This is a genomic window from Ureibacillus suwonensis (assembly GCF_042655065.1).
GTDB classification, from domain to species: Bacteria; Bacillota; Bacilli; order Bacillales_A; family Planococcaceae; genus Ureibacillus; species Ureibacillus suwonensis.
In genome coordinates, this window is sequence record NZ_JBHSNQ010000048.1 from 80659 (window position 1) to 104497 (window position 23839).

A 23839-nucleotide genomic window follows, 5' to 3' on the forward strand; every position below is an offset into this window, starting at 1 on the left:
AAAAATTAAAGACTAATAAAAGAAGGCCTCCCTACTTTTGGGAAGACCTTTCACAATTTATTAATATTTCATCGTTATTTACGTTGATAATAGTTAATAGTTTTATGCATATGAATGGAGTCCTGCAATGACCAGGTTCACAAAGACTAAGTTAAAGATGATGATGGCAAAACCGATTAAGGCAAGCCAGGCTGACTTTCTTCCTTCCCAGCCTTTGGACAAACGCAAGTGGAGATAAGCCGCATAGAACAGCCACGTGATAAGCGCCCAAACTTCTTTTGGATCCCAACCCCAGAATCGGCCCCAAGCGATTTGCGCCCAAATCATGGCAAAGACAAGAGCACCTAAAGAGAAGACAGGGAATCCAATTAAAACCGAGCGGTATCCAATTTCATCCACCAAGTTGATGTTGACTCTTTTTACTAGAGGATGAAGAAGTTCACAAATGCGTTTTCGTGCGATTAACCGGTATAACAAATAAATGATTGTGCCTGCGATGAACGACCAAGTAACGGTTGTCAATTTTTTCGCATTAATGAGTGCCGGCATTTCGATTAAAGGCTCCATCACTCCATCCGTTTTCAAATCATATTCATTCATCCCAAAGATGGCCGGCATGTTATAAACAATATCCGCTTCTTTGCCGGTTTTATCAATATAAGTGAACTCCGCCTCATACCCCATGCTGCGGAATGTAATGGTTACAACGATAAACCCGATGATCACAACACAGCAGTATAAAATGGCTTCAAGCCAAAAACGTTCTTTTGAAGGCGTTTTTGGATCCACTTCTTTCAATAAATAAATCAAACCGGCAACGGCGCTGATGGCAAGGATGGATTGCCCGATTGCCGCTGTTATAACGTGTATCGTCAACCAGTGGCTTTGCAACGATGGCACAAGCGGCGTCACTTCCGTCGGGAACATCGTCGCGTATGAAATGAATAGTATAGCGATTGGCAACGCCACCAACCCAAGAATTTTCACACGATAAATAAAGTAGATTAATATGAACGCTCCAACAAGGAACATTCCAAAGGCTGTTGTAAATTCGAACATATTACTTACAGGAGCATGTCCCGCATAAATCCAGCGGGTAATAAAATAACCGAGCTGGGCAATAAAACCAATGATGGCAACAACAATACCGATTTTGCCCCACTTTTCCGCCCTGCTGGCCGCCCCATCATTTCGCTTAATGGAACCGGCAATAAATACCGTTCCTAAAATATATGCAAAGAATGCGATAAAAAGCAGATTGCCGCTAATATCTATCAAACTCATTTGACATCGTCACCTTCCTTATCCGACTCTTCATTTTCTTCAAGTTGATCTCTATATTTTGGTAAATGGGCATAATCTGTAACAATATCTAAATCTTTTTTGATACTGAACCAGTTTTTATTTGTATGGGCAGCGAGCATAATTGTACCGTCTTCCAATTGTTGTACCCAAAGGCGACGATGATTCCAATAAGAACCAATTGCCAAACCAAGCAAGAAAATTGCACCGCCAATAATCAATATTGGAATCGTTACATCTTTTTTGATTGTTAATCCGGAAACATTTCTTGTTTCTACATTTTTAAACGTCATTTTGTATTCATTTTCTCCCGCTTCAACAGGCGGGGCACCAATTGAAACGAAACTGATTTCCCCTTTTGGTTTATCCGGCGTAGTCATTTTGAACACGAAAGCCGGATTGTTTGGATATTGGGATGCTGTTTGAGGAACCCCATCTTTCATTCCGGAAAAATCAGGATAATAGTTCAATATTTCAACTTTCGTATTTTCTCCTAAAACATATTCTTTATCCGGATCCGTCAAGTCAATCGTCAATGACCCTAGGGATTTTCCAGATTCTTTATGGGTCAATTCGAATGTCATTGTTTTCAATTCATTTTGGCGGAAATCCATTTGATAAATGGAATAGCCGTCATATTTTAACGGGTGGTTTACACGAATGGAATACTCTTTTACCAGTTCCATATTTTCCGTGTCCCCTAAAAGGGCACCTTCTGCCTGTTTATAAAGTTTGACGTTGGTTTGATAGTTTTTCGGGATAGCGGCAACACCTTGTTCAATCTGTGCTCTCGTTGGATCATTATCATATGTTTCCAAAATGAATTGTTCATTTTCCAGGAAATAACCTTCCATTCCCGGTATTGCGCGAACCTCCCCTTCCCGGATCCACATTGCTTCATCTACGTGGAAGCCAGGAACAAAACGCAGCATTACCCCAAAGATAAATATAATGAGCCCCAGGTGATTTATGTATGGGCCAGAACGGGCAAAGCGGTTTTTTTCAGCCAATAAAGCGTTTCCATCCCGACGCACTTTATAACGCAATTGTGTCATTTTCTCGGAAATCAAATCAAGGGTTTTGGATGGATCGCCTTCCGTTACCGGTCCTTGTGCTACGATTCTTTGTTTTTTCATAAAGCTTTCGTGACGCTTAACCCGCTGATTTTTCAACGATTTATAGAGAGGAATCCCTCTGTCGAGACTCGCAACAATGATTGAAATGGCAAGAAGGCCTACTAAAATCTGATACCACCATGAATTAAATATATCCGAAAAACCTAATTCATAATATAATTTCCCGATGGTTCCATAGTTTTGCTCATAGTAAAGCGCTTTTTCCGCTTCCGTTGCCGCTTGGATATTAAATTTTTGAGGGAAAAAAGTTCCAAGGGAAGAAGCGATTAAAGTAATGACAATTAACGAAACGCCGACTTTTACACTGGAAAAGAAGTTCCAGATTTTGTCGATAATGGATTTGTTATACGTCTTTGAGCGGATTGCCGAACCATCATACCGCATATCAAGTATTTTTTGAGCTTTTGCATCTTCTGACAGTGGTCTGCCGCACTTTCCACAAATCTTTGTGCCAAACGGATTTTCATGACCACAAACACATGTGATTTTTTCCATATTTTAAAATACCCCTATTCCGGCTTAATTGACTCCATAAATGATTGTATTTGTTGTTCAGACAATTCACCAGGAGGAATTTTTTTCACTTTTCCATCCGGACTGATCAAATAAGTTGCTGGCAATCGGCCAACATTATAAGCTTGCATCACGCTTTTTGTTTTGTCGATGACCACTGGGAATGTAAGGTCATATTGATCTACGAAATTTTGCACCTCAAATTTTGACTGGGCAATGTTCACGGCCAAAACTTGTACACCTTGATCTTTGAATTGTTGATATTGGCGTTCCATGGCAGGCATTTCTTTTTTGCATGGTTCACACCAAGTTCCCCAGAAATTCAAGAAAACCCCTTGCCCTTTATAATCGGACAAACGATGGGTATTGCCTTCCAAATCCACCAATTCGAAATCCGGTGCCTGATCGCCGTCCGCCAACGCTTCCACTTTTTCTTTCGTTGCCGAGTTGTATATCGTATAAATAATCGCACAAGCCAACACCAGAAGAATGATTCCTCTGATAATCGAACGTTTCTTTTTCTTGTCCATTTCGCAACCTCCCAGCAAAGAGAACATTAAAATCTCTTTCATTATAGCAAATATTTCAAGGACAAATATGAAATGTTTATGAAGGTTATCACTATGGTTGTAGTACTAACCAATTTTTCCTGTTTCTGCAAGAACCCGTAATTGTTTTACTTCATGGGCCGTCAACTCACGATACTCGCCTGCGTTCAATCCTTTTAAATCCAGAAAGGCGAATCGTTCCCGCTTCAATTTTACGACGGGCGTTCCAATCGCTTCAAACATGCGGCGAACTTGCCGGTTGCGCCCCTCATGGATCGTGATTTCACAAATCGACTTATTGGTTTTGCGGTCCGATTTTTTTAATTCCACTTTTGCAGGAGCCGTCATGCCATCCTCAAGCATAATGCCCCTTCGCAATTTTTTTAAATCTTCAAATTTCGGGATTCCTTTTAATCGTGCAATATATGTTTTTTCGATTTTATATTTTGGATGGGTCATTAAGTTGGCGAACTCACCATCATTGGTTAATAATAAAAGACCGGATGTATCATAATCAAGACGGCCAACCGGGAATATCCGTTCCTCGACATTTTTAAAAAAATCCAATACGGTTTTTCTTCCTTTATCGTCGGATACGGTCGATACGACTCCCCTAGGCTTATAGAACAGATAGTATACTTTTTCTTCCCGTTCCACTTTCACGCCATCCACTTCCACCACATCGGACTTTGAAACCTTTGTCCCTAAGGTTGTGACAACCTCCCCGTTCACTTTCACTTTTCCTTCCAAAATCAATTGTTCCGCTTTCCGTCTCGAGGCAATTCCCGCTTGTGCAATTACTTTTTGAAGCCTTTCCATCGATGACTCACCCCTCAATGCTAACTTTTCATTATGAAGATCCTTATCACTGTTGAAAATTATGTCATATTTTGTTCCAATATTAAAGAAAAAGAACTCATTTTGCAAAATGAAAAGCTGTCCGAAATATATGATTAAAATTTCGGACAGCTTTATTCATTCTATTTCAATGTAACTCTAGTTGAATAAATGCTTTCGTTGTTTAGAAACACATGCCAAATACCGAACTCTCGATCTTTATTTCTGGACAGGTGCAATACATTCCTTACTTGGTCCTCTTCTTCATCCGAAATCAGCAGCCGGATCGGTTCTTTAAGTTCGACTGTAACATTGTTTGCTGCTTTATATTTTCCTTTTTTCACAATGGTTTTTACATCATACTCTTTGAACACTTGATTTGCAAGCTGCTTATGTACTTGCCAATCGTTGGCTTCATTCAATGTCACAATAATGATGCGTTCATCGTCCTTTTCAAAATACGTTGCAAGCGTTCTTCCCGCCACTTTTGTATATCCCGTTTTCCCGGCCACCGCCCCGACGTTTTCCCTCAACAGCCGATGTTTGTTCAGCCAAGTGGTTCCATTTTTTGTATTGCTTTTATATTGAATCGTGGAAGCAATTCTATAAAAATCTTCGTTTTCCAAAGCGATTCGGAGCATTTGGGCTGTGTCATAGGCGCTTGAGAGATGCAGATCGTGATGCAAGCCGGATGGATTTGTAAAATAGGTTTCATTCAAATGGTAATACATCGCTTTTTCGTTCATTAAATCGACAAATCCCTGAACGGATCCGCCTGCATGTTCCGCCAAAGCATAGGCCGCGTCATTTCCGGAACGGAGCATCAGTCCATATAACAATGTTTCCACCGGCACAACTTCTCCCGGCTCCAAATAAATGGACGATCCTTCACTCATGGCTGCTTCCCGGGAGATGACAACTTCGTCATCCAAATTGCTGTTTTCAATGGCAATCAGGGCCGTCCAAATTTTTGTAAGGCTTGCAATCGGCATTCTCACATGTTCATTGCTTCCAATCAATGTTCTTCCGGTATCTGCATCAATTACTACATAAGAAGCTTTCGCCACTTGTTGAAACAAAAAATAGAACGTCAATGAAACAGCAAAAGCGGTCATCAACTTTGCTAATTTCACTCAGCCACTCCTTTATTGATTTTCATTTTGAAATACTTCCTGGAATTTTGTCATGAAGAGATCCGTATGCTCATTTTCATCTTCCATATTTCCTTCAGGCAATGGAGGAAGTTCTGAAAGCTCGGATATGCCAAAGTAATTTAAAAACTCCTTTGTCGTTCCGTAAAGAATTGCGCGTCCTGTCCCTTCTGCCCGTCCGACTTCCCGGATGAGTCCGCGGGAAATCAGGGTCTGGATAGGGCGTTCGCTTTTTACACCGCGCAAGTCTTCGATTTCCGCCCTTGTAATCGGCTGTTTGTAGGCGATGATGGCCAAAACTTCCAATGATGCGGTTGACAATACACTACTGTTCGGATTTTCGACCAATTTTTTGATTGTATTTGCCAATTCTGGTTTTGTTGTTAATAAGTATGTATCCGCCAATTGTTTAATGGTAAGGCCCGATGCAGCATTATTTTCATAGTGGGTTTTTAATTCGCTCAGCCCCGCTTCTATATCCACTTCTCCCACATCCAATAAATCCGCCAGTTGTTTGACCGTCAATCCTTCGTCTCCTACTACGAACAATAATGCTTCAATCCTGCTCATCAAAATCTTCGAGTTCACCTGTCAGTTCCTCCTTCTGCAGTATCACGGTCAAATCTTCAAAGTTATTTTCCTGTTCGACAAAAACGATTTGTCGTTTCATCAGTTCCAACAAGGATAAGAAGGTTACAATGATAGTTGCTTTATCTTCGTATGGGAAAAGTTCAAAGAAGCTGGATTTGCCTCCCCTTTTTTTCAATATATCCACCACTTTGAACATTTGGTCCTTTACCGGAATTTCCTGTTTCTTCACCGTTGTTTTCAACGGTTTCCGCAATTGTTTTCTCCTTAGCATTTTTTGAAAAGCGTAAAGCAGATCGTAAACATTGACTTCCGCATTGAACAATGCAAGCTGCTCATCCGGCATATATGGGGAAAGGTCGCTTGGCGGTTTCGTAAAGTTTTCCGGCCGGTTTTCCTCCATCTGTCTCAATTGGGTGGCCGCTTCTTTAAACTTTTTATATTCAATCAGCTTTAATACCAATTCTTCCCTAGGGTCCGGTTCATCCACCTCAAATTCCGCCTCCTCCATTTCCCCTTCATGGATCGGAAGCAGCATTCGGCTCTTGATTGCGAGGAGTGTGGCTGCCATCACCAAATATTCGCTGGCTTCTTCCAGCTCCAACACTTTCATTGCCCGGACATGCTCCATATATTGGGCGGTCAATTCCGCCATCGGTATATCATATATATCAATTTCCAAACGCTGAATTAAGTGCAATAATAAATCAAGCGGACCTTGAAAAGCATCCAATTTTACTTCATACATATGTCACACACCTTGAATTCTTTATAAATGAATTTAGAAAGGGGATTACTGGCCATGCACCCTTTATTTCATCCGTCATTTATCGATTTTTGCGCATATTTCAATGGTAATCAAGATTATTTTGAATGTCACGAAGTTTTAGAGGATTATTGGAAGACCATCGCACCTGGAAATAAAGCGCATCCCCTCGTTGGATATATCCAAATGGCCACCGGATTGTACCATTGGCGCAGAAATAATTGGGAAGGCGCATCCAGAATCATGAGAAAGGCTTATGAAAAGTTCTTGTCCAATCCAAACCATCCATTTTTTGATTATATCGATTTTCGGCAATTATGTAATGATTGTTTAAAAACAATTGCGGCGATCGAAAACAAACAGCCATTTCAACCTTTTTCAATCAAAGTGACAAACACGGTTTTGGAAGAGCGAATCAATGAAAAAATTGAATCCCTTCCCGTGTTGTCCACGAAGTATCTTCTTCATAAGCATATGCTGCGCGATCGTTCAGATATTCTCAGAAAGAGGGAAGAAAAAAGAAATGGCAGACGTTAATTTCCGTCTGCCTCTTTTATGCTATGTAAGCATTTATTAACGAAAGGTTCTGTTTCTTCGCATGCTTTAATTTCCGTAAATTTTCCGGAATCGATAAGTTCCTTCAGCATTTTCTTCGCGATTCCTTCACCGCGGTAGGAAGGAACGACCGTGATATGTTGGACCGTCGCAACAGAATCTTCCGCCACAACCCCAACAATACCAACATACTCGTCATTATTTTTCCATAAATATAATTGCCAATTGTCTTCTTGTTCGTAGGACTGCATTGTTTCCATCAGTTTTTTGACATCTTTCTGCTGCGGCATAAACGAAAGTAATCCCATCGCTATTTTTTCGAGTGATTTTTTATAACGAACTAACATAGTACATTCCCTCGTTTTCTTATCGCATACAACATTCTATATTATCGTACACGATTTCAATTCAAGAATCAAATTTCATCCAATTATTGCCAAATCGCAACAAGTCAATCGAGTCTTGGAATTAAGAAAAAAATGTAAAACAATGCCCATATTAAACAAAAAGCAATGAGGATTCCTAGCAATTTCCATCTTGAAATTTTCACAGTTGATTCACCTTATTTAATTGATATTCCATATCGTTTAAGATGAGATCGTCGTAACTTTCTCTGCGAATGGCCAATTGATGTTTCCCGTTTTCCACAAAAACAACTGCAGGTCTCGGTACGCGGTTGTAATTGGATGCCATTGAATATCCGTAAGCGCCAGTACAGAAAATCGCAAGAATATCGCCTGGTTCCGCTTTTTGAAGTGGGGCATCCACAATCAGTTTATCACCGGATTCGCACAGTTTACCAGCAACTGTATATTTGTATTCTTTTGGTTCGTTCGCTTTATTGGCAATCACCGCATCGTATTTTGCATCGTACAATGCCGGGCGGATGTTGTCGCTCATTCCTCCGTCAACGGCGATATATTCGCGGATATTTGGAACGGTTTTATGTGAACCGATCGTATATAGTGTCGTTCCTGCATCCCCCACTAAAGAACGGCCTGGTTCAATCCAAATTTCCGGCATGGATAAACTGCGTTTTGCGGTTTCTTCCTTCACCGTTTTGATCATTTCTTCCACATACACATGAGGTTCAAGTGGACGATCTTCCTCCGTATAGCGGATACCGAAACCTCCTCCTAAATTGAGGACTTTACATTCAAAGTTGTATTTTTTATTCCAATCATCAATTTTTTCGATCAATTTTCCAGCGGCTAAACTGAAACCGTCTGTTTCAAAAATTTGGGAACCTATATGACAATGCAGACCCAATAAATTTAAATATTCATGATCCACAACCAATTGAAACGCTTCATCAGCCTGACCGTTATTCAAGTCAAAACCGAATTTGGAATCCGCTTGACCTGTTGTGATGAAATCATGCGTATGGGCTTCTACCCCCGGTGTCACCCGCAATAAAATATTCATAGATTGTTTCCGTGATTCGGAAATCTCTTTCAATAACTCAATTTCATAGAAATTATCCACTACGATGCATCCAATTTTTGCATCAAATGCGAGATTCAATTCATCATAGGATTTATTGTTTCCGTGGAAGTGAATGCGTTCCACCGGAAAGTTTGCCTTTAGGGCCGTATATAATTCTCCACCGGAAACGACATCCAAAGATAAATTTTCCTCATTCACAAATTGATAGATTGCGATACATGAAAATGCCTTTGAAGCATATGCGACTTGTGCTTTCACACCATGTTTTTCAAACGTTTCTCTAAATGCGCGTGCCCGATTTCTGACTAATTCGAGGTCATAAACGATTACCGGAGTTCCGTACTCTTTTGCAAGCTCTACCGCATCAACTCCACCGATATGTAAATGACCATTTTCTCCGATTGTTTGTGTTCCGAATAAGTGCATAGATTCCCCTCCGTATTCAATGAAGCTGTCCATGTCTATGAATATAATCACACCATTTCTATCTCTTAATCTCCATTTTATACCATTTATTAAAAAAGCAGTAGAAAAAAATAATTACAAAATCGGAAAGCCCGCATCTGCAAGCTTTCCTTTTTGATGAAGATTGAATATTTCGACAATGGACAGCCGCAATTTTTAGTATTATGTTTGAACTTTAACATAGGCGCATGGCTTTCGCAACAGAATTTAAGTCCGTTTTCGCAGTTTCGCTCCGACAATGTAAGGTCTGAGCGCATCGTCCGCCATCGGGAATCGGATAAATACCCTCAAGAAAGCTTTTGGGAAAAACGGTACAAGCGGCCACATATAGGGGATTTGCATCGGCCGAAGTGAGCAGAAATACGAAAAAATCAAGAAAAAGCCGATGAAAAATCCGCTTGGTCCAAATAAAGCTGTCAACACCAGCACGATAAAACGGAAATATTTAATGGAAACGCTCAATTCAAAGGTTGGAATTGCAAAAGTAAAAATCGCTACAACCGCTGAATAAAGAACCACTTCCGACGAAAATAATCCAACATCGATGGCAATTTGGCCAATGATAACGCCTGCTACCAAACCCATGGCTGTAGATAGCGGCGTTGGCGTATGAATCGCAGCAATCCTCAAATATTCCAACCCTAAATCGGCAATAAAAACTTGAAGCAAGAGCGGAATATTCGATTCTTCTTTCGCACCGATAAAATCAAGCGCTTCCGGTAAATATTCTTCATGAGTGGCCAGCAAATACCATATAGGCATCAATGTTAAACTTAAAATAATGGCCGAATAGCGCAACAGCCGCACAGTCGAACCGACAAGTGGCGATTGCCTATATTCCTCCGCATGCTGCATCAAGTGGAATATTGTAATTGGCAGCAAAATGACAGATGGAGAGGTATCTACGATGATGGCGATATGGCCTTCCAAAAGGTGGGCAGCAACGATATCCGGCCTTTCTGAATAGCGGACAAAAGGCACCGGATGAAACCGTTGTTTAAAAATCCACTCTTCCAATGTTTTATCGGCCATGGTCAATCCATCATGCTTGATTTCCTCGATGCGCTGTTTCACCCAATTTAAATGTTGATCATTGACGATATCTTTAATGTAAGCAATCGCTACATCGGTTCTGCCATTTGAAGTGATTTTGTGCATTTCAAATCGCAGCTCAGGACTCCGAATTCTCCTGCGAATGAGTGCCGTATTGATCATAATATTTTCCGCAAAACCGTCACGGGAACCTCGAATGACTTTTTCATTATCCGGCTCTTCCGGCTGACGACCCGGATAGTTTCTCAACTCTAACAAATAGGCAAATCCATGTAGTGTAACAAAGCCTACTTGGCCGCTTAAGACACCCAGCAAAAATTCTTCCTTGTCTTTCGGCTCGGATTTTCCATAGAAATTGAAAGTATTGTCGAAATAAGTGTCGTCATTGATGTCCTCAGCCGGAACTTGCCCATTATCATCGCTATCAAAGTAAAGCGGAGCCAATTGATCAGTGAGGGTACTTCCGTCAACAAGCCCGCTTATATACACGCATAACACCGGTAATTTTTTCACATAAACATCTTTGATACAAACATCAAAAGATTCATCTTTTCCAAATTTTGAATACAAGAATTCTTTTGCGTCTTCTTTGGATGCAAAAATTCTGTTCGTCATTTATTCACCGTCTTTTTTGTTTTTCTTGTTGTCGTTGATGATGTATCCATCCATTCTTTCAATTGGGCCAAAATTTTCTTTTCAAGCCTCGAGACTTGTACTTGGGAAATGCCAAGTCTTTCGGCGATATCCGTCTGGGTCAAATCGTGATAATAGCGCAAGTAAATAATCGCTTGCTCTCTCTTATCGAGTTTTTTCAACACTTCTTTCAAAGAAATATATTGAAATGGCAATTCGGATTTTTCATCCTTCATTTGATCCATTAACGTGATGGAATCTCCCTCTGATTCAAACAGTTGTTCATGGAGAGAAGCAGGATCTCTCATGGCATCGGTCGCCATTAAGATTTCATCCTGTGATACACCGAGCATTTCGGCCAATTCCGAGACTGAAGGTGGCTTCTCATTGGTCTTTAAATATTCATCGGTCACTTGACGTATTTTAAAATTCAATTCCCGGATGGAGCGGCTCACTTTCACCATGCCGTCATCACGCAAAAAACGCTGTATTTCACCAATAATCATCGGTACCGCATAGGTTGAAAATTTAACGTCATACGATAAATCAAATTTATCCACTGATTTCATTAAACCGATACAACCAATTTGGAATAGATCTTCAAGCTCTACCCCGCGAGAAGCAAAGCGTTGAACAATCGACCAAACAAGCCGCGTATTCCCTTCAATCATTTGTTTCCGTGCTTCCATATCTCCAGCTTGTGCGAGCCTGATCAACTCCCGCATTTTTTCCTGCGTCAACAAAACATTGGACGGCTGTTCGATTGTCCTCATCCCCCTTACTTCTTCCAAATACCCTTAAATAGATTGGCATCCATTTTGAAAAATATTCTTTAAAAAAGGGTGTTGAATTTCATGATGGAATTAAGAAATTTGCTTCATTTTCATGGAGTGAAATTTTTTGGAAAAAGTAACAACCGTTCCAACACCCGGTTCCGATTCCACTTGAAGATGATCCGCGAAACTTTCCATAATCGTAAAGCCCATGCCGGAACGTTCCATATCCGGTTTTGTAGTGAACAAAGGCTCCATCGCTTTTTTAATATCCGGAATCCCTTTTCCTTCATCTTTCACAGCAACCGAAACAACATCGCCTTCGCGAACCGCATGGACTGTGACAATCCCTTTGCCATCCTCGTCATATCCATGAATAATTGCATTGGAGACAGCTTCCGATACGATGGTTTTAAATTCGGAAAGTTCGTCGATCGTTGGATCCAATTGAGCCACAAAACTTGTGATGGCAATTCTCGCCAAGCTTTCATTTTCGCTTAATGCTACGAATGATAGTGTCATTTCATTATCCATTCACAATCCCCCTTGCATATAAAATAGCCTCTTCTTCTTTACCCTCCATCACATACTTGCTTAACCCGGAAAATTGAAATATTTTTTTCATCGTATTGGATGGATTGAGGATGATCGTTTGTCCATTGACCGCATTCAACTCCCGCATGCGGCCCAAGATGAGGCCAACTCCTGAACTGTCCATAAAATTCAATCTCTCTAAATTCCAAATAATGGTGTGTAATTTCCCTTTCAAAATCGTTTTGGAAATGTCTGTTCGAATTTTTTCGGCTTCATGATGATCCAATTCGCCATAGAGTCGGATAATTGCAATATCATTTTCCATATTGATTTCATAATTCATCCGTTACATCGCCTCCTCCCTTCGCAATTCCACATAGCACGTCCAAATTCCTTTTGATTGACAATAGTAGAAGAAATTCGCTGAAACTAGCAAAAATACGACAAACTTTTATTTTTACTTGTTTCTTCTTTTCATCCACCACCTGTCCGATCGATGCAGAATGACGAGCTTGCGAAATAACGAAGAATAAACAGAGGAAGTCAACCAACGGATTGCAAGCTCATCCGGATGGCGACAACTATTTGGCAGAAACCGTTTCGACAATAAACCGGGAGGCCAGGAAACTTATGTACAATCACCTTCCCACTCCCGAAAGCAGACCTTGATTTTGCATGGCTGCTTATTATGAACCTTCCATTTTCCCATTTTTTAGGATACAGACCATCTCTCCTCATGAAACATAAGAAGGTATTACCTAATCAGCTTTAGTATGGAAAAATAGGAAGAATTTTAAACATAAAAAAGACTTAATGAGCCAAAATTTGGCCATTAAGTCCCATGATTGAATTAGCTGATTTTGGTTGTTGATAATTCCTCACATTCCCTGAATGCGAAATGTTTGCAGCCGATGCACTGATTCCGGTTAATGCATCTCAAAGCGCAATCAATCGCTTCACCGGTGCGTTCAAAGAAATTGTCTTCCCCGATTTCTTTCGTCAATCCGCTTTTATCCAAAAGCATCTTCATGCTTGGCTGCACCCCTGTTACAAGGAGCTTTCCACCCTGGGATTTGAAGTTGCGGACTATATTTCTCAAATAGGCCTCACCCGTCGCATCAATAAAAGGCACTTTCCCCATGCGAAGCACGAGGATTTTTGGATGATAATGGATGGATTTTAAAATCCGTTCTTCAAAGGTTTGGGCCGCACCGAAAAACAACGGCCCTTCCACCGTGTAAATGCTGATTTGCGGACAATCCCGCGCTTCGCTTACCACATGGGAATGTACTTTCCCGTTATTTTTATGGTCCGGCAATACTTTCGACACAATCAGCATATCGCTCATCCGCTTCACAAATAAAATGACGGCAAGCAATAATCCCACCATGACCGCGATGGTCAAACTTGTAAAAACGGTAAGCAAAAAAGTGATGACCAACACAAGGGAGTCACCGGATTTCAATTTTAATACATGGGCAAAATGTTTCCGTTCACTCATATTCCAGGCGACAACCATTAACACAGGGGCCAAGCTCGCGAGCGGTATATGCACTGCAAGCGGCGCAAACAACAATAATGTAACAAGGACGAATAAACCATGAATGACTCCGGAAAAAGGGGAAGCGGCGCCAAACTTAATATTGGTGGCTGTTCTGGCAATAGCACCTGTCGCAGGTATTCCGCCAAAGAGTGGCGTCACGATGTTCGCGATCCCTTGTCCGATCAATTCGCGATTCGAATTGTGTTTGCTGTTCGTCATGCCATCCGCTACAACCGCAGATAACAATGATTCAATCGCACCCAACATCGCAATGACAAAAGCCGGCCCCAACAGGGAAACCATCCGATCCGCCGTAATCTCCGGCAACCGGAATTCCGGCAATGTGTTTGGAATTGCGCCATAGGTTGATCCAATCGTTGCCACTTGTCCATTAAAAAAGATGGCTGCAACAACAGAAGATAAAATAATGCCCATCAATGGCCCCGGCACTTTTGGCAACACTTTGGGCGTGAGGAGGAGTGTCACCAGGCACAAAAATGCTACCACGATGCTATAGATATTGATTGTATTCAAATGGGTTGCGATTTCTTGCATGTTGTCGATAAAACGTTCATGCTGCTTTAATCCGGTTAAACCGAGAAAATTGGCAATTTGCCCTGTAAAAATGATGACGGCAATTCCAGCTGTAAAGCCGATCGTCACGGGTCTAGGGATATATTGGATGAGTATGCCCAACCGAAAAACACCCATTAATACGAGCATCACACCCGCCATTAAACCTGCAAGCAACAAATCTTCATAACCATAGACAAGCACGACTCCCAACAATACGGGAACAAATGCCCCCGTCGGCCCGCCGATTTGATATTTTGATCCCCCTAACAAAGAAATAAGAATCCCCGCAATAATGGCCGTATAAATTCCGTACTCCGGTTTGACCCCGGAAGCAATCGCAAAAGACATCGCCAACGGAATGGCTACGATTCCAACAATTGTCCCCGAAACTAGATCCCTTTTAAAAGAATTGAATGAATATCCTTCAAATCTACCCCGCCATATTTTATCCATTTTACCCCTTCTTTTTTCTTTTATATGTCTTAAATTTTCTTTGTTAAGTTCTATAATATATAATTTTCATAAAATTGTCACATTTTTTATTAAAAAATAATATTCTGTCAATCTTCTTATCTAATATAGAAAAAAGAGCGGGTTGGAAATTGACGCTTCCCAATCCGCTCTTTTTTATCATGTAGCGGTGTATCATTTTCAAAGATTAATTGGATGTTTTCCTTATTCTGTGATGATCCCTTTGATCAGTGAAGGAGTTTCTATTATTTCATTTGTAATGTTTATATTTGAATAAATTTTTTTCTTAATGTCTTCTATATCTTCCCGATTGGAGTGAATGGTCGCCAAACTTTCCCCTTTTTCGACATGGTCTCCCACTTTTTTGTTCAACACGATGCCTACGGACAAATCGATTTCCGAATCTTTCGTTTCTCTTCCGGCTCCAAGAAGCATCGCCGCAACACCGATTTCATTGGCAATGATTTTTTTAATATATCCTGCTTCCTTGGCTGGAACATCCACTTTATATTTGGCTTGGGGCAATAAATCCGGATGCTCTGTAATGGACGGATCGCCGCCCTGGGAAGCGACAAAGGCTTTAAATGTTTCCAGGGCTTTTCCATTGTTGAGCACTTCCTCCAACTTTTTGCGCGCCTCTTCAATCGACTGTGCTTTGCCGCTGAGCAGCACCATTTGGGAACCCAGGGTTAAGCAAAGTTCTTTTACGTCCTCCGGGCCATGACCTTTCAAAACGTCGATCGCTTCTTTAACTTCCAAAGCATTTCCAACCGCATACCCTAATGGCTGGCTCATATCGGATAAAATGGCAATCGTTTTTCTTCCGACACGGTTGCCGATTTTCACCATCGCATGGGCCAATTCTTCCGCCTCTTCCACCGTTTTCATGAAGGCGCCTTCACCGACTTTGACATCCAAAACAATGGCATCCGCGCCGCTTGCAATTTTTTTGGACATAATGGAGCTGGCAATCAGCGGAATGCTGGGGACGGTACCGGTCACATCTCTCAAAGCATAGATTTTTTTATCTGCCGGTGTCAAATTTCCGCTTTGGCTGACAACGGCCATTTTGATGTCATTGACTTGCTTGATAAATTGTTCGCTCGTCAGTTCCACCTTAAATCCCGGGATGGATTCCAATTTATCGATCGTCCCGCCTGTATGGCCCAACCCCCGGCCGCTCATTTTGGCTACGGGCACTCCGCATGCGGCGACCATCGGGGATAAACAGATAGTGACTTTATCCCCTACACCGCCTGTGGAATGTTTATCGCATTTGATTCCTTGAATCGGAGACAAATCAATCGTATCCCCTGATTCCACCATCGCCATGGTTAAATCCGTCCGCTCCCGTTCAGTCATGTCTTGGAAGTAGATGGCCATCAGCAAACTTGCGGCTTGGTAATCAGGGATGGTGCCTTCCGTATAGCCTTTGACGAAAAATTGAATTTCCTCTGTTGACAGCTCTTTGCCATCCCGCTTTTTTTCAATAATATCGACCATTCTCATGAGACTCACCCCGCTATTTTAAACTTGATAAAAAACTCGTACCGTAAGCTGGCGCCGGAACCTTAAAGTTTTCTGCAACCGTAGCCGCGATATCCGCGAAAGTTTCCCGCAAACCTAAAGTTCCAGTTTCTTTAAATTGTTTGGAGTAAACGAGCAGTGGCACAAATTCCCGCGTATGGTCCGTTCCTTTAAAGGTTGGATCATTTCCGTGGTCCGCTGTGATGATCAGCAAATCGTCTTCCTTTAATAAGTCCAATACTTCCGGCAAGCGCGCGTCAAATTCCTCCAACGCTTTTCCATAACCGATCGGGTCCCTTCTATGTCCATACATCGCATCAAAATCTACCAAATTCAAAAAACTTAATCCGTGGAAATCCCTCTTTACCGTTTCAACCAACCGATCCATTCCATCCCCATTGTTTTTCGTCCGGATGGCCTCCGTCACCCCTTCGCCATTATAAATATCGGAAATTTTCCCAAGGGCGATCACATCAAAGCCATGATCTTTCAATTCATTCATTGTCGTTCTTCCAAAAGGCTTGATGGCATAATCATGGCGATTGGCTGTACGCGTAAAGTTGCCCGGCGTTCCTGTAAAAGGGCGCGCAATGACACGGCCTACCAGATATTCCGGCTGCAACGTAAGTTTCCGGGCAATTTCACAAATTTTGTACAGTTCTTCCAAAGGAACAATTTCTTCATGGGCAGCAATTTGAAGAACGGGATCTGCCGAAGTATAAACAATGATCGCTCCCGTTTCCATATGCTCTTTCCCCAATTCTTCGATGATGGCAGTACCGCTGGCCGGTTTGTTGCCAATCACTTTCCGTCCTGTCCGCTCTTCCAGTTGACGAATCAATTCTTCCGGAAAACCATCAGGGTATACTTTAAAAGGTTTATCCACTTGAAGCCCCATGATTTCCCAATGTCCTGTCATCGTATCTTTTCCAGCCGATGCTTCCTGCATTTTTCCGTAATATGCTTTCGGGTTTGGAACCTTTTGGACCCCTTTTATTTCCCGGATATTGCCTAAACCCAATGCTTCCATATTTGGCACATTTAGTCCGCCCATTGCCTCCGCAATATGGCCAAGGGTATCACTTCCGGCATCGCCAAATTCCGCTGCATCGGGCGCCTCCCCTATTCCAACAGAGTCCATTACGATTAAATGAATTCGTTTAAATAATTGCATCCCTTTTTCCTCCTTTGCCTTTCCATCTACGCACGAGGATGGAATTGTTTATAAACTTCCGAAAGTCTCGTTTTACTAATATGCGTATAAATTTGTGTCGTAGAAATGTCCGCGTGACCCAACATTTCTTGCACCGCCCGAAGATCCGCGCCATTTTCAATCAAGTGAGTGGCAAAACTGTGCCGCAACGTATGGGGGGTCATCTCTTTTTTAATATTGGCAGCGAGGGCATGCTGCTTCAATATTTTCCAACATCCTTGCCGAGTTAAACGCTTGCCTCTCCGGTTGATGAAAAATGCATCCGTTTTTACATAATTTCCTTGCAACAGGGGTCTGGCTTGCTGCAAATATTTTTCGCATGCATACAGCGCACTTTTTCCCAACGGTACAATCCGCTCCTTGCCGCCTTTCCCAAAAATGCGGACAAATCCCATCGACAGATGTACATCTTCCAAATTCAATTCGACGCATTCACTTATCCGCATTCCTGTTCCATACAGCAATTCAATCATGGCCACATCCCGTACTCCTTGGGGTTTGGATTGATCCGGCGCTTGCAATAATGCTTCGATTTCCGCAATGGATAATACTTTCGGTAACGTCTTCTCGATTTGAGGCATTTCAATATGGACTGTAGGATCATGATCAGCGATTTTTTCCCTTAATAAAAATTGATGAAACGAACGGATTGATGAAATGTGGCGGGCAATGGTGCGCGAAGATTTCCCTGTTTCTCTTAAATGTTCCAAATAAAGAAGGATTCTGGAACGGTCCACATCGTTTAAACTTTCTATTTTTTGCACTGTATGTAAATGTTCTATATAATCTTCCAAATCTCTGCGATAGGAAGCCAACGTATTTTCCGAATATTGCCGCTCGACTCTTAAAAAATGGAGATAATCAAGGACGGCTTCTTGTGCTTCTCTCATGATTTTCACCTGTCCCTTCTTAATTAAAATGATAGAGATTTATTTGATGGCATACAAGATTTAACAGTTTTTGTTTAAAGATTTTTAAAAGTCGCCCTGATTTTGCCTGAAGCCGCTAGCATCTCTATTCATCTTGCAAGTATTTTCAGAAATCTGCAAGTGTCTTTAGGATTTTCCAAAAAAATATGTAAAACCAGGTTTCTAATATTTGTAGGAATTGGAATAAGTTATCAATGAAGATGAACAAAAAACCCCTAAATAGGAGATTCCTATTTAGGGATTATTCATTTTCTATTGTTCCCTTTTCTTGACACCGATGACAAATTCCATGGAATGTGAGCCGATGGTCTTTGATAATAAAATTCCACCGTTTTTCTACTACCATTTCTACTTCTTCCAGCAAATCTTCTTGAATTTCGTCCACTGAGCCACATTCGATACAAACTAAGTGATGATGGAAGTGTTTTGCACCCTCTTGTCGAAGATCGTATCTGGAGACGCCATCTCCAAAATTGATTTTGTCGACAATTTTCAATTCCGTTAATAACTCAAGAGTGCGATACACTGTGGCAAGACCGATTTCAGGCGCTTTTTCTTTCACCAATAAATAAACGTCTTCCGCGCTCAAATGGTCTTCTTCATGTTCCAATAGTACTGCTACTGTCGCTTCACGTTGTGGCGTCAGTTTATAGCCAGCACTATGTAATTGCTTCTTTATACGATCAATACGGCTTTCCATATGACGCCCTCCTAAACACATTCCATTATAACAAAAGACCAATTTTAATTACAAGGTCAGGGTTAATTAATAATGTAAGAAATCACGAACATTTCCCCCAACCCCATCATTGTAAAGGCCATTACCAATGTAAAAAATAATTTCTTATTAAATACAAATTTACGATTCGTCCCTACTTTTCTCGTTCCAAAAACGGAACATAGCGCTAATAGTAAGATACAATAAATTAGCTGAAATGGAAACCACCAAACACTATAAACGAGAATGGACTCTTGCTGCGTCAGTAAAAAAACCGAACCAAAACCGAAAAATGTCGCCTTGATCGCTACCACCAGTTTAGCAAAAAAATGAAGATACGGGTGAGTGGTAAAAAATAATACAAATAATGCCCAAATCAGTATCGGCAATGCCGTTTGCCAAATTGTGACATCGGTCAACTCCAGCACTCTTGGATCCACCAATTTTATGAGATTCATAGACTTGTCCAAAGAAAAAGCTTGGAAACAGATGACGCCGCTGACGAAGCCAATGGCCAATAAAAAGGCATATTGAATGAAATAAATGGAACGAAACATAAGCATTTCCCCTTTCGTTGTTAACAGCTTATGCTCGTCCACGGGTATTATTAGTACGAAATTTGGTAAATTCTATCGAAATTTCGCTCTACATAATCTTACTTCTCGTTTAATTTATACCAAAGCACACTGAATGCCGTTTTCGCATCATAGATTTGCTGATTTTTCACCATTTCTTCCGCTTCTTCAAGGGTAGCTTCGATGATGGAAACAAATTCATCTTCGTCCAATTCGCGTTTCTCTTCAATTTTATACAAATCTTTCGCAACAAAAAGGTGAATGATTTCGTTGGCAAATCCAGGGGAGGTATAAAAAGACTGAATATGGGTTAATTCCTTGGCACCGTAACCCGTTTCCTCTTCAAGTTCCCTTCTTGCACATACGGCCGGCTCCTCTCCCGGTTCGAGTTTCCCCGCCGGAATTTCAACAATGGTGCGTTCCAACGCTTTCCGATATTGTTCGACAAACACAATCTTTCCATCCTTCGTGATTGGAATGATTGCAACAGCTCCCGGATGATGGATAATTTCCCGTTTGGCAGGTTTCCCGTTTGGCAAAATCACATCATCCACTGTTAATGTCACAACTTTTCCTTTATAAATCTCTGTCGAATGAACGGTTTTTTCTTCAAATTTTTTCATACCAATTCCTCGCTTGTCCTTCATACTGAATTCATTGTACCATTAGTGATAGAAAATGAAAGAATGAATGCAGGTGATTCCATGAAAAAAAGAAGATTGGGAACAAGTGACTTTGAGATTTCAGAAATCAGCTTGGGTTGCATGTCTTTGCCGGCTTCGGTGGAAGAAGCAAGGCCGGTGATCGAAACAGCAATCGAACAAGGCATCAATTATTTTGATACAGCGGACCTTTATGATAAAGGTGTCAACGAAGAAGTTGTCGGGGAATGTTTAAAACGGTACCGCGATCAAGTCTACATCGCCACAAAAGTGGGAAACCGCTGGAATGAAAAAGGCGACGGCTGGTATTGGGATGCCTCGAAAGAACATATCGAAGAAGGAATCAAAGACAGCCTGCGCCGATTAAAAACGGATTATATCGATCTATACCAGCTTCATGGCGGAACAATCGATGATCCGTGGGATGACATCATTGAAACGTTTGAGACATTAAAGAAAGAAGGCCTCATCCGGGAATACGGCATTTCTTCCATTCGCCCCAACGTGTTCCAGCCGTTCTTTGAAAGAAGCAATGGCATCTCCAACATGATGCAATACAGCATTTTCGACCGCCGACCGGAAGAATGGTTCCCGTTTTTTGAAGAAAAGAAAGTGTCCGTTGTGACGAGAGGATCCATTGCAAAAGGATTATTGACAGATGAATGGAAAAAACGGGTGGAAAAAGTGGATTCTTATTTAAATTACTCAAAAGAAGAACTCGTTTCGATTTTGGAAAAGATCGAGAAAGAATTTGGATCCGTCCATCCTGCCGCCATCGCTTTCAATTTGAGCGAACCCGCTGTGGCATCCATTGTCGTGGGGGCAAGAACGAAGGAACAACTGCTGGAAAACATCAAAGCTTATGAGGAAGCCCAAAGCATCGAGGATACTTCTTTCATCAAAACCATCACAAAACAAGAAATTTACACGGATCACCGATGAAAAAATATTTGTTTTTCGTAACCGCTGCGCTCCTCGGTTTATATTATCTTTCCAGCATGCCTTATGAACAGCAGACCATTGTTCCGGAATTGAGGGTATTGCTCCGCGATCAGCCTTTTTATGAACTATTAAGCAAAATTGAAGTGAGCTACTGGGGTCGGACGATTTCAGTTGAAACGAGAGGATATTATTATTTCATTGAATTTTTATTCCGCAAAACGATGCATTTTGTCGGATACGGAATTGTTGCTGTACTCTTATATTTACTATTCCGCAAACTGAAATGGATATTTCCTTCCATCATCGCTTGCATTTGCACTTTTTTCATTGCCGCATTGGATGAATATAACCAGACCCTTGTCGAAGGCCGTACAGGCATGTTTGAAGATGTGTTGCTTGATACGGCTGGAGCTGTCACTTTTGTTTTATGCCTAAAAGTTATATCCACTATAAAATATTTATGGAATAGGAAAAGGTCCGTGAATTGAATAGATAGACGATTGATTCACGGACCTTGATCAAATCAAAAAACATCCTTTCTCTTTTTAAGAAAAGGATGTTTTTTGATTTAGCGTTGAAAATGGATTTCCGCTCAGAGGTCAGAATCAGGTTTACACATACGCTCCTGCGGGTTCCCAGGGACACTTCGAAGCGGATTGACAGGGTCACTCCTTCCGTCTCTCCAATCAATTTTTACTAACTCCTTACTAATTGAAAATCCATAAAATAAATTTTTATTATTTCCGAAAAATTCACAATCTTTTACAAATAAAATATTTTTTACATCAAAAACAAACCATCACAAACCCCGAGTCCCTCTTTTGATTAAAAAATCCCCTTTCGTCCATATTTTCAACTCGAAGATTCCCTTTATAATTCTATTTCTATACAAATTATTGAAAATAAAATAGTTTATTGATAAAATTTCAAAGTTATCATCAATAGGATTGATGAATGTATTTAAAAATATTGATAACAAAACTGAAACGATTTTTCATTGGTTTTGGGGGCAACATAATGGAACAGAGAGAATTAAAGAGAGATTTGAAAAACCGCCATGTCCAGTTAATTGCCATTGGCGGAACGATTGGTACGGGGCTGTTTTTGGGTTCCGGGGCTGCGATTTCCAAAGCGGGCCCATCCATACTGTTAGTTTATTTAATCGTTGGAACTGCCCTATTTTTTGTGATGCGTTCCCTCGGTGAACTGCTTTTATCCAATGCCGGGTACCAATCCTTCACCGATTTTGCGGCAGATACAATTGGGCCGTGGGCAGGTTATGTCACAGGCTGGACCTATTGGTTTTGCTGGATTATGACGGCGATGGCCGATGTGATTGCCGTCGGTGTTTATGTCCGTTATTGGTTTGACATTCCTCAATGGATTCCGGCATTGATTGCCATTATCCTATTACTCGTTTTGAATCTTTTAACCGTGAAACTGTTTGGGGAATTGGAATTTTGGTTTGCCTTAATCAAGGTCATTACCATCGTCGCTTTGATCGCCATTGGCCTTTTTTGGCTGATCATTCGTTTTAAAACGGATTCCGGAGTTGTTTCCATTCGCAATATTTGGAGTTACGGCGGATTGTTTCCAAATGGGATAGCCGGATTCCTGTCCGCTTTCCAGATGGTCGTCTTCGCCTTTGTTGGGGTCGAACTGGTGGGCGTGGCAGCCGCGGAAACGTCCAATCCGGAGAAAAATATACCGTCTGCCATTAATAAAATTCCGATCCGGATTTTGTTGTTTTACGTAGGGGCGATTTTCGTCATTTTATGCATCAATCCTTGGACTGAGCTAAGCGCCGCCAACAGTCCCTTTGTACAAGTATTTGCTTTGGCGGGTATTCCCTTGGCGGGCGGCATCATCAATTTCGTTGTGCTGACATCCGCCGCTTCTGCCGGAAACAGCGGTTTATTTTCCACAAGCCGGATGATGTACAATTTAAGCAAGCATAGTCAAGGCCCGAAATTTCTATCAAAGCTGAATCAAAACTTTGTCCCGGGGAATGCGCTTGTTGTTTCCGCCATCGTTCTTTCCATCGGGGCATTATTAAGCTACGTCATTCCTGATACAGCATTTGGAGTGGTGACAACAATCAGCGCCATCTGCTTTATTTGGGTATGGAGCATCATCTTAATTTCACACATCATCTATACAAAGAAACACCCGGATTTACATAAAAAATCCCATTTTAAAGCGCCGCTTGCTCCATATATGAACTATGCCATTTTAATATTTTTTGTTGCCGTGTTGATTATTATGTTCATGTCCGAAGAAACAAGAATGGCCGTTATGCTCACACCAATTTGGTTCATCATGCTGTTTATCACATACGCCCTTCGCAAAAAACGTTGATGCGTTGGGCGTTTTTTTATTGAGT

The 23839-nt window shown here is 41.3% G+C and carries 24 protein-coding genes; 4 read left to right on the plus strand and 20 right to left on the minus strand.

Annotated elements, in window-relative coordinates; all coding sequences use genetic code 11:
* Positions 1 to 102: 102 nt before the first annotated feature.
* From ccsB to ACFPOH_RS04810, 7 genes are all read right to left on the minus strand, one after another.
* Entirely contained in the window at positions 103 to 1284 is a 1182-nt protein-coding gene (gene ccsB, locus ACFPOH_RS04780; protein ID WP_342469712.1) for a c-type cytochrome biogenesis protein CcsB, read from the minus strand.
* Positions 1281 to 2933 carry a cytochrome c biogenesis ResB family protein gene (locus tag ACFPOH_RS04785; protein ID WP_390308950.1) on the minus strand — a complete coding sequence of 551 codons (1653 nt, stop codon included), beginning with the start codon at positions 2931 to 2933 and terminating at the stop codon, positions 1281 to 1283. The genes ccsB and ACFPOH_RS04785 overlap by 4 nt, the downstream gene beginning before the upstream one ends.
* 14 nt (positions 2934 to 2947) lie before the next feature.
* Positions 2948 to 3481: a thiol-disulfide oxidoreductase ResA gene (gene resA, locus ACFPOH_RS04790; RefSeq protein ID WP_342469714.1), complete on the minus strand. Its 534-nt coding sequence runs from the start codon at positions 3479 to 3481 to the stop codon at positions 2948 to 2950.
* 105 nt (positions 3482 to 3586) lie between these two features.
* Positions 3587 to 4318: a pseudouridine synthase gene (locus tag ACFPOH_RS04795; protein WP_342469715.1), complete on the minus strand. Its 732-nt coding sequence runs from the start codon at positions 4316 to 4318 to the stop codon at positions 3587 to 3589.
* Positions 4319 to 4479: 161 nt separating this feature from the next.
* Complete coding sequence (locus ACFPOH_RS04800; RefSeq protein WP_390309073.1) at positions 4480 to 5451, minus strand: D-alanyl-D-alanine carboxypeptidase family protein; 972 nt, start codon at positions 5449 to 5451, stop codon at positions 4480 to 4482.
* A gap of 30 nt (positions 5452 to 5481) precedes the next feature.
* Positions 5482 to 6057, minus strand: a complete 576-nt coding sequence (gene scpB, locus ACFPOH_RS04805) for an SMC-Scp complex subunit ScpB (RefSeq protein ID WP_342471317.1) — start codon at positions 6055 to 6057, stop codon at positions 5482 to 5484.
* Entirely contained in the window at positions 6044 to 6823 is a 780-nt protein-coding gene (locus tag ACFPOH_RS04810; protein WP_390308951.1) for a segregation/condensation protein A, read from the minus strand. Before ACFPOH_RS04810 ends, scpB begins: the two co-directional genes overlap by 14 nt.
* Before the next feature lie 54 nt (positions 6824 to 6877).
* Between ACFPOH_RS04810 and ACFPOH_RS04815 the strand changes: the two genes are divergently transcribed.
* Positions 6878 to 7378 (plus strand): DUF309 domain-containing protein, encoded by a 501-nt coding sequence (locus tag ACFPOH_RS04815; RefSeq protein WP_342581237.1) that lies wholly within the window; start codon positions 6878 to 6880, stop codon positions 7376 to 7378.
* Here the strand turns inward: ACFPOH_RS04815 and ACFPOH_RS04820 are convergent.
* The 13 genes from ACFPOH_RS04820 to ACFPOH_RS04880 form a co-directional block, all read right to left on the minus strand.
* Positions 7375 to 7743 (minus strand): GNAT family N-acetyltransferase, encoded by a 369-nt coding sequence (locus tag ACFPOH_RS04820; RefSeq protein ID WP_390308952.1) that lies wholly within the window; start codon positions 7741 to 7743, stop codon positions 7375 to 7377. The two genes, ACFPOH_RS04815 and ACFPOH_RS04820, sit on opposite strands and share 4 nt — an antisense overlap.
* A gap of 199 nt (positions 7744 to 7942) precedes the next feature.
* Positions 7943 to 9268, minus strand: a complete 1326-nt coding sequence (gene lysA, locus ACFPOH_RS04825) for a diaminopimelate decarboxylase (RefSeq protein ID WP_342469720.1) — start codon at positions 9266 to 9268, stop codon at positions 7943 to 7945.
* A gap of 246 nt (positions 9269 to 9514) precedes the next feature.
* Positions 9515 to 10975: a spore germination protein gene (locus ACFPOH_RS04830; RefSeq protein WP_390308953.1), complete on the minus strand. Its 1461-nt coding sequence runs from the start codon at positions 10973 to 10975 to the stop codon at positions 9515 to 9517.
* The gene (locus ACFPOH_RS04835) at positions 10972 to 11766 is read right to left on the minus strand and encodes a SigF/SigG family RNA polymerase sporulation sigma factor (RefSeq protein ID WP_342469722.1); all 795 of its coding nucleotides are present in this window, start codon (positions 11764 to 11766) and stop codon (positions 10972 to 10974) included. The genes ACFPOH_RS04830 and ACFPOH_RS04835 overlap by 4 nt, the downstream gene beginning before the upstream one ends.
* A gap of 90 nt (positions 11767 to 11856) precedes the next feature.
* Positions 11857 to 12300 (minus strand): anti-sigma F factor, encoded by a 444-nt coding sequence (gene spoIIAB, locus ACFPOH_RS04840; protein ID WP_342469723.1) that lies wholly within the window; start codon positions 12298 to 12300, stop codon positions 11857 to 11859.
* Positions 12293 to 12643, minus strand: coding sequence for an anti-sigma F factor antagonist (gene spoIIAA, locus ACFPOH_RS04845; RefSeq protein WP_342469724.1), 351 nt, complete (start codon positions 12641 to 12643; stop codon positions 12293 to 12295). Before spoIIAA ends, spoIIAB begins: the two co-directional genes overlap by 8 nt.
* 507 nt (positions 12644 to 13150) lie before the next feature.
* Positions 13151 to 14872, minus strand: a complete 1722-nt coding sequence (locus ACFPOH_RS04850; protein WP_342469725.1) for a SulP family inorganic anion transporter — start codon at positions 14870 to 14872, stop codon at positions 13151 to 13153.
* 222 nt (positions 14873 to 15094) lie between these two features.
* Complete coding sequence (locus ACFPOH_RS04855; protein ID WP_342469726.1) at positions 15095 to 16399, minus strand: pyrimidine-nucleoside phosphorylase; 1305 nt, start codon at positions 16397 to 16399, stop codon at positions 15095 to 15097.
* Positions 16400 to 16412: 13 nt separating this feature from the next.
* Positions 16413 to 17591 carry a phosphopentomutase gene (gene deoB / locus ACFPOH_RS04860; RefSeq protein WP_342581232.1) on the minus strand — a complete coding sequence of 393 codons (1179 nt, stop codon included), beginning with the start codon at positions 17589 to 17591 and terminating at the stop codon, positions 16413 to 16415.
* Positions 17592 to 17617: 26 nt separating this feature from the next.
* Positions 17618 to 18520 carry a site-specific tyrosine recombinase XerD gene (gene xerD, locus ACFPOH_RS04865; protein WP_342469728.1) on the minus strand — a complete coding sequence of 301 codons (903 nt, stop codon included), beginning with the start codon at positions 18518 to 18520 and terminating at the stop codon, positions 17618 to 17620.
* Between the two features lie 280 nt (positions 18521 to 18800).
* Positions 18801 to 19259 (minus strand): ferric iron uptake transcriptional regulator, encoded by a 459-nt coding sequence (fur, locus tag ACFPOH_RS04870; RefSeq protein ID WP_208649497.1) that lies wholly within the window; start codon positions 19257 to 19259, stop codon positions 18801 to 18803.
* 62 nt (positions 19260 to 19321) lie between these two features.
* Entirely contained in the window at positions 19322 to 19834 is a 513-nt protein-coding gene (locus ACFPOH_RS04875; RefSeq protein WP_342469730.1) for a hypothetical protein, read from the minus strand.
* A 98-nt stretch (positions 19835 to 19932) separates the two neighbouring features.
* Entirely contained in the window at positions 19933 to 20475 is a 543-nt protein-coding gene (locus ACFPOH_RS04880) for an NUDIX domain-containing protein (protein WP_390308955.1), read from the minus strand.
* 81 nt (positions 20476 to 20556) lie between these two features.
* On the opposite strand from ACFPOH_RS04880, the gene ACFPOH_RS04885 reads away from it, so the two are divergent.
* The 3 genes from ACFPOH_RS04885 (at position 20557) to ACFPOH_RS04895 (ending at position 23814) form a co-directional block, all read left to right on the plus strand.
* Positions 20557 to 21456 (plus strand): aldo/keto reductase, encoded by a 900-nt coding sequence (locus ACFPOH_RS04885; protein ID WP_390308956.1) that lies wholly within the window; start codon positions 20557 to 20559, stop codon positions 21454 to 21456.
* Positions 21453 to 21944 carry a VanZ family protein gene (locus ACFPOH_RS04890; RefSeq protein ID WP_342581230.1) on the plus strand — a complete coding sequence of 164 codons (492 nt, stop codon included), beginning with the start codon at positions 21453 to 21455 and terminating at the stop codon, positions 21942 to 21944. Before ACFPOH_RS04885 ends, ACFPOH_RS04890 begins: the two co-directional genes overlap by 4 nt.
* A gap of 529 nt (positions 21945 to 22473) precedes the next feature.
* Positions 22474 to 23814, plus strand: coding sequence for an amino acid permease (locus tag ACFPOH_RS04895; RefSeq protein ID WP_342581229.1), 1341 nt, complete (start codon positions 22474 to 22476; stop codon positions 23812 to 23814).
* Positions 23815 to 23839: the final 25 nt, after the last annotated feature.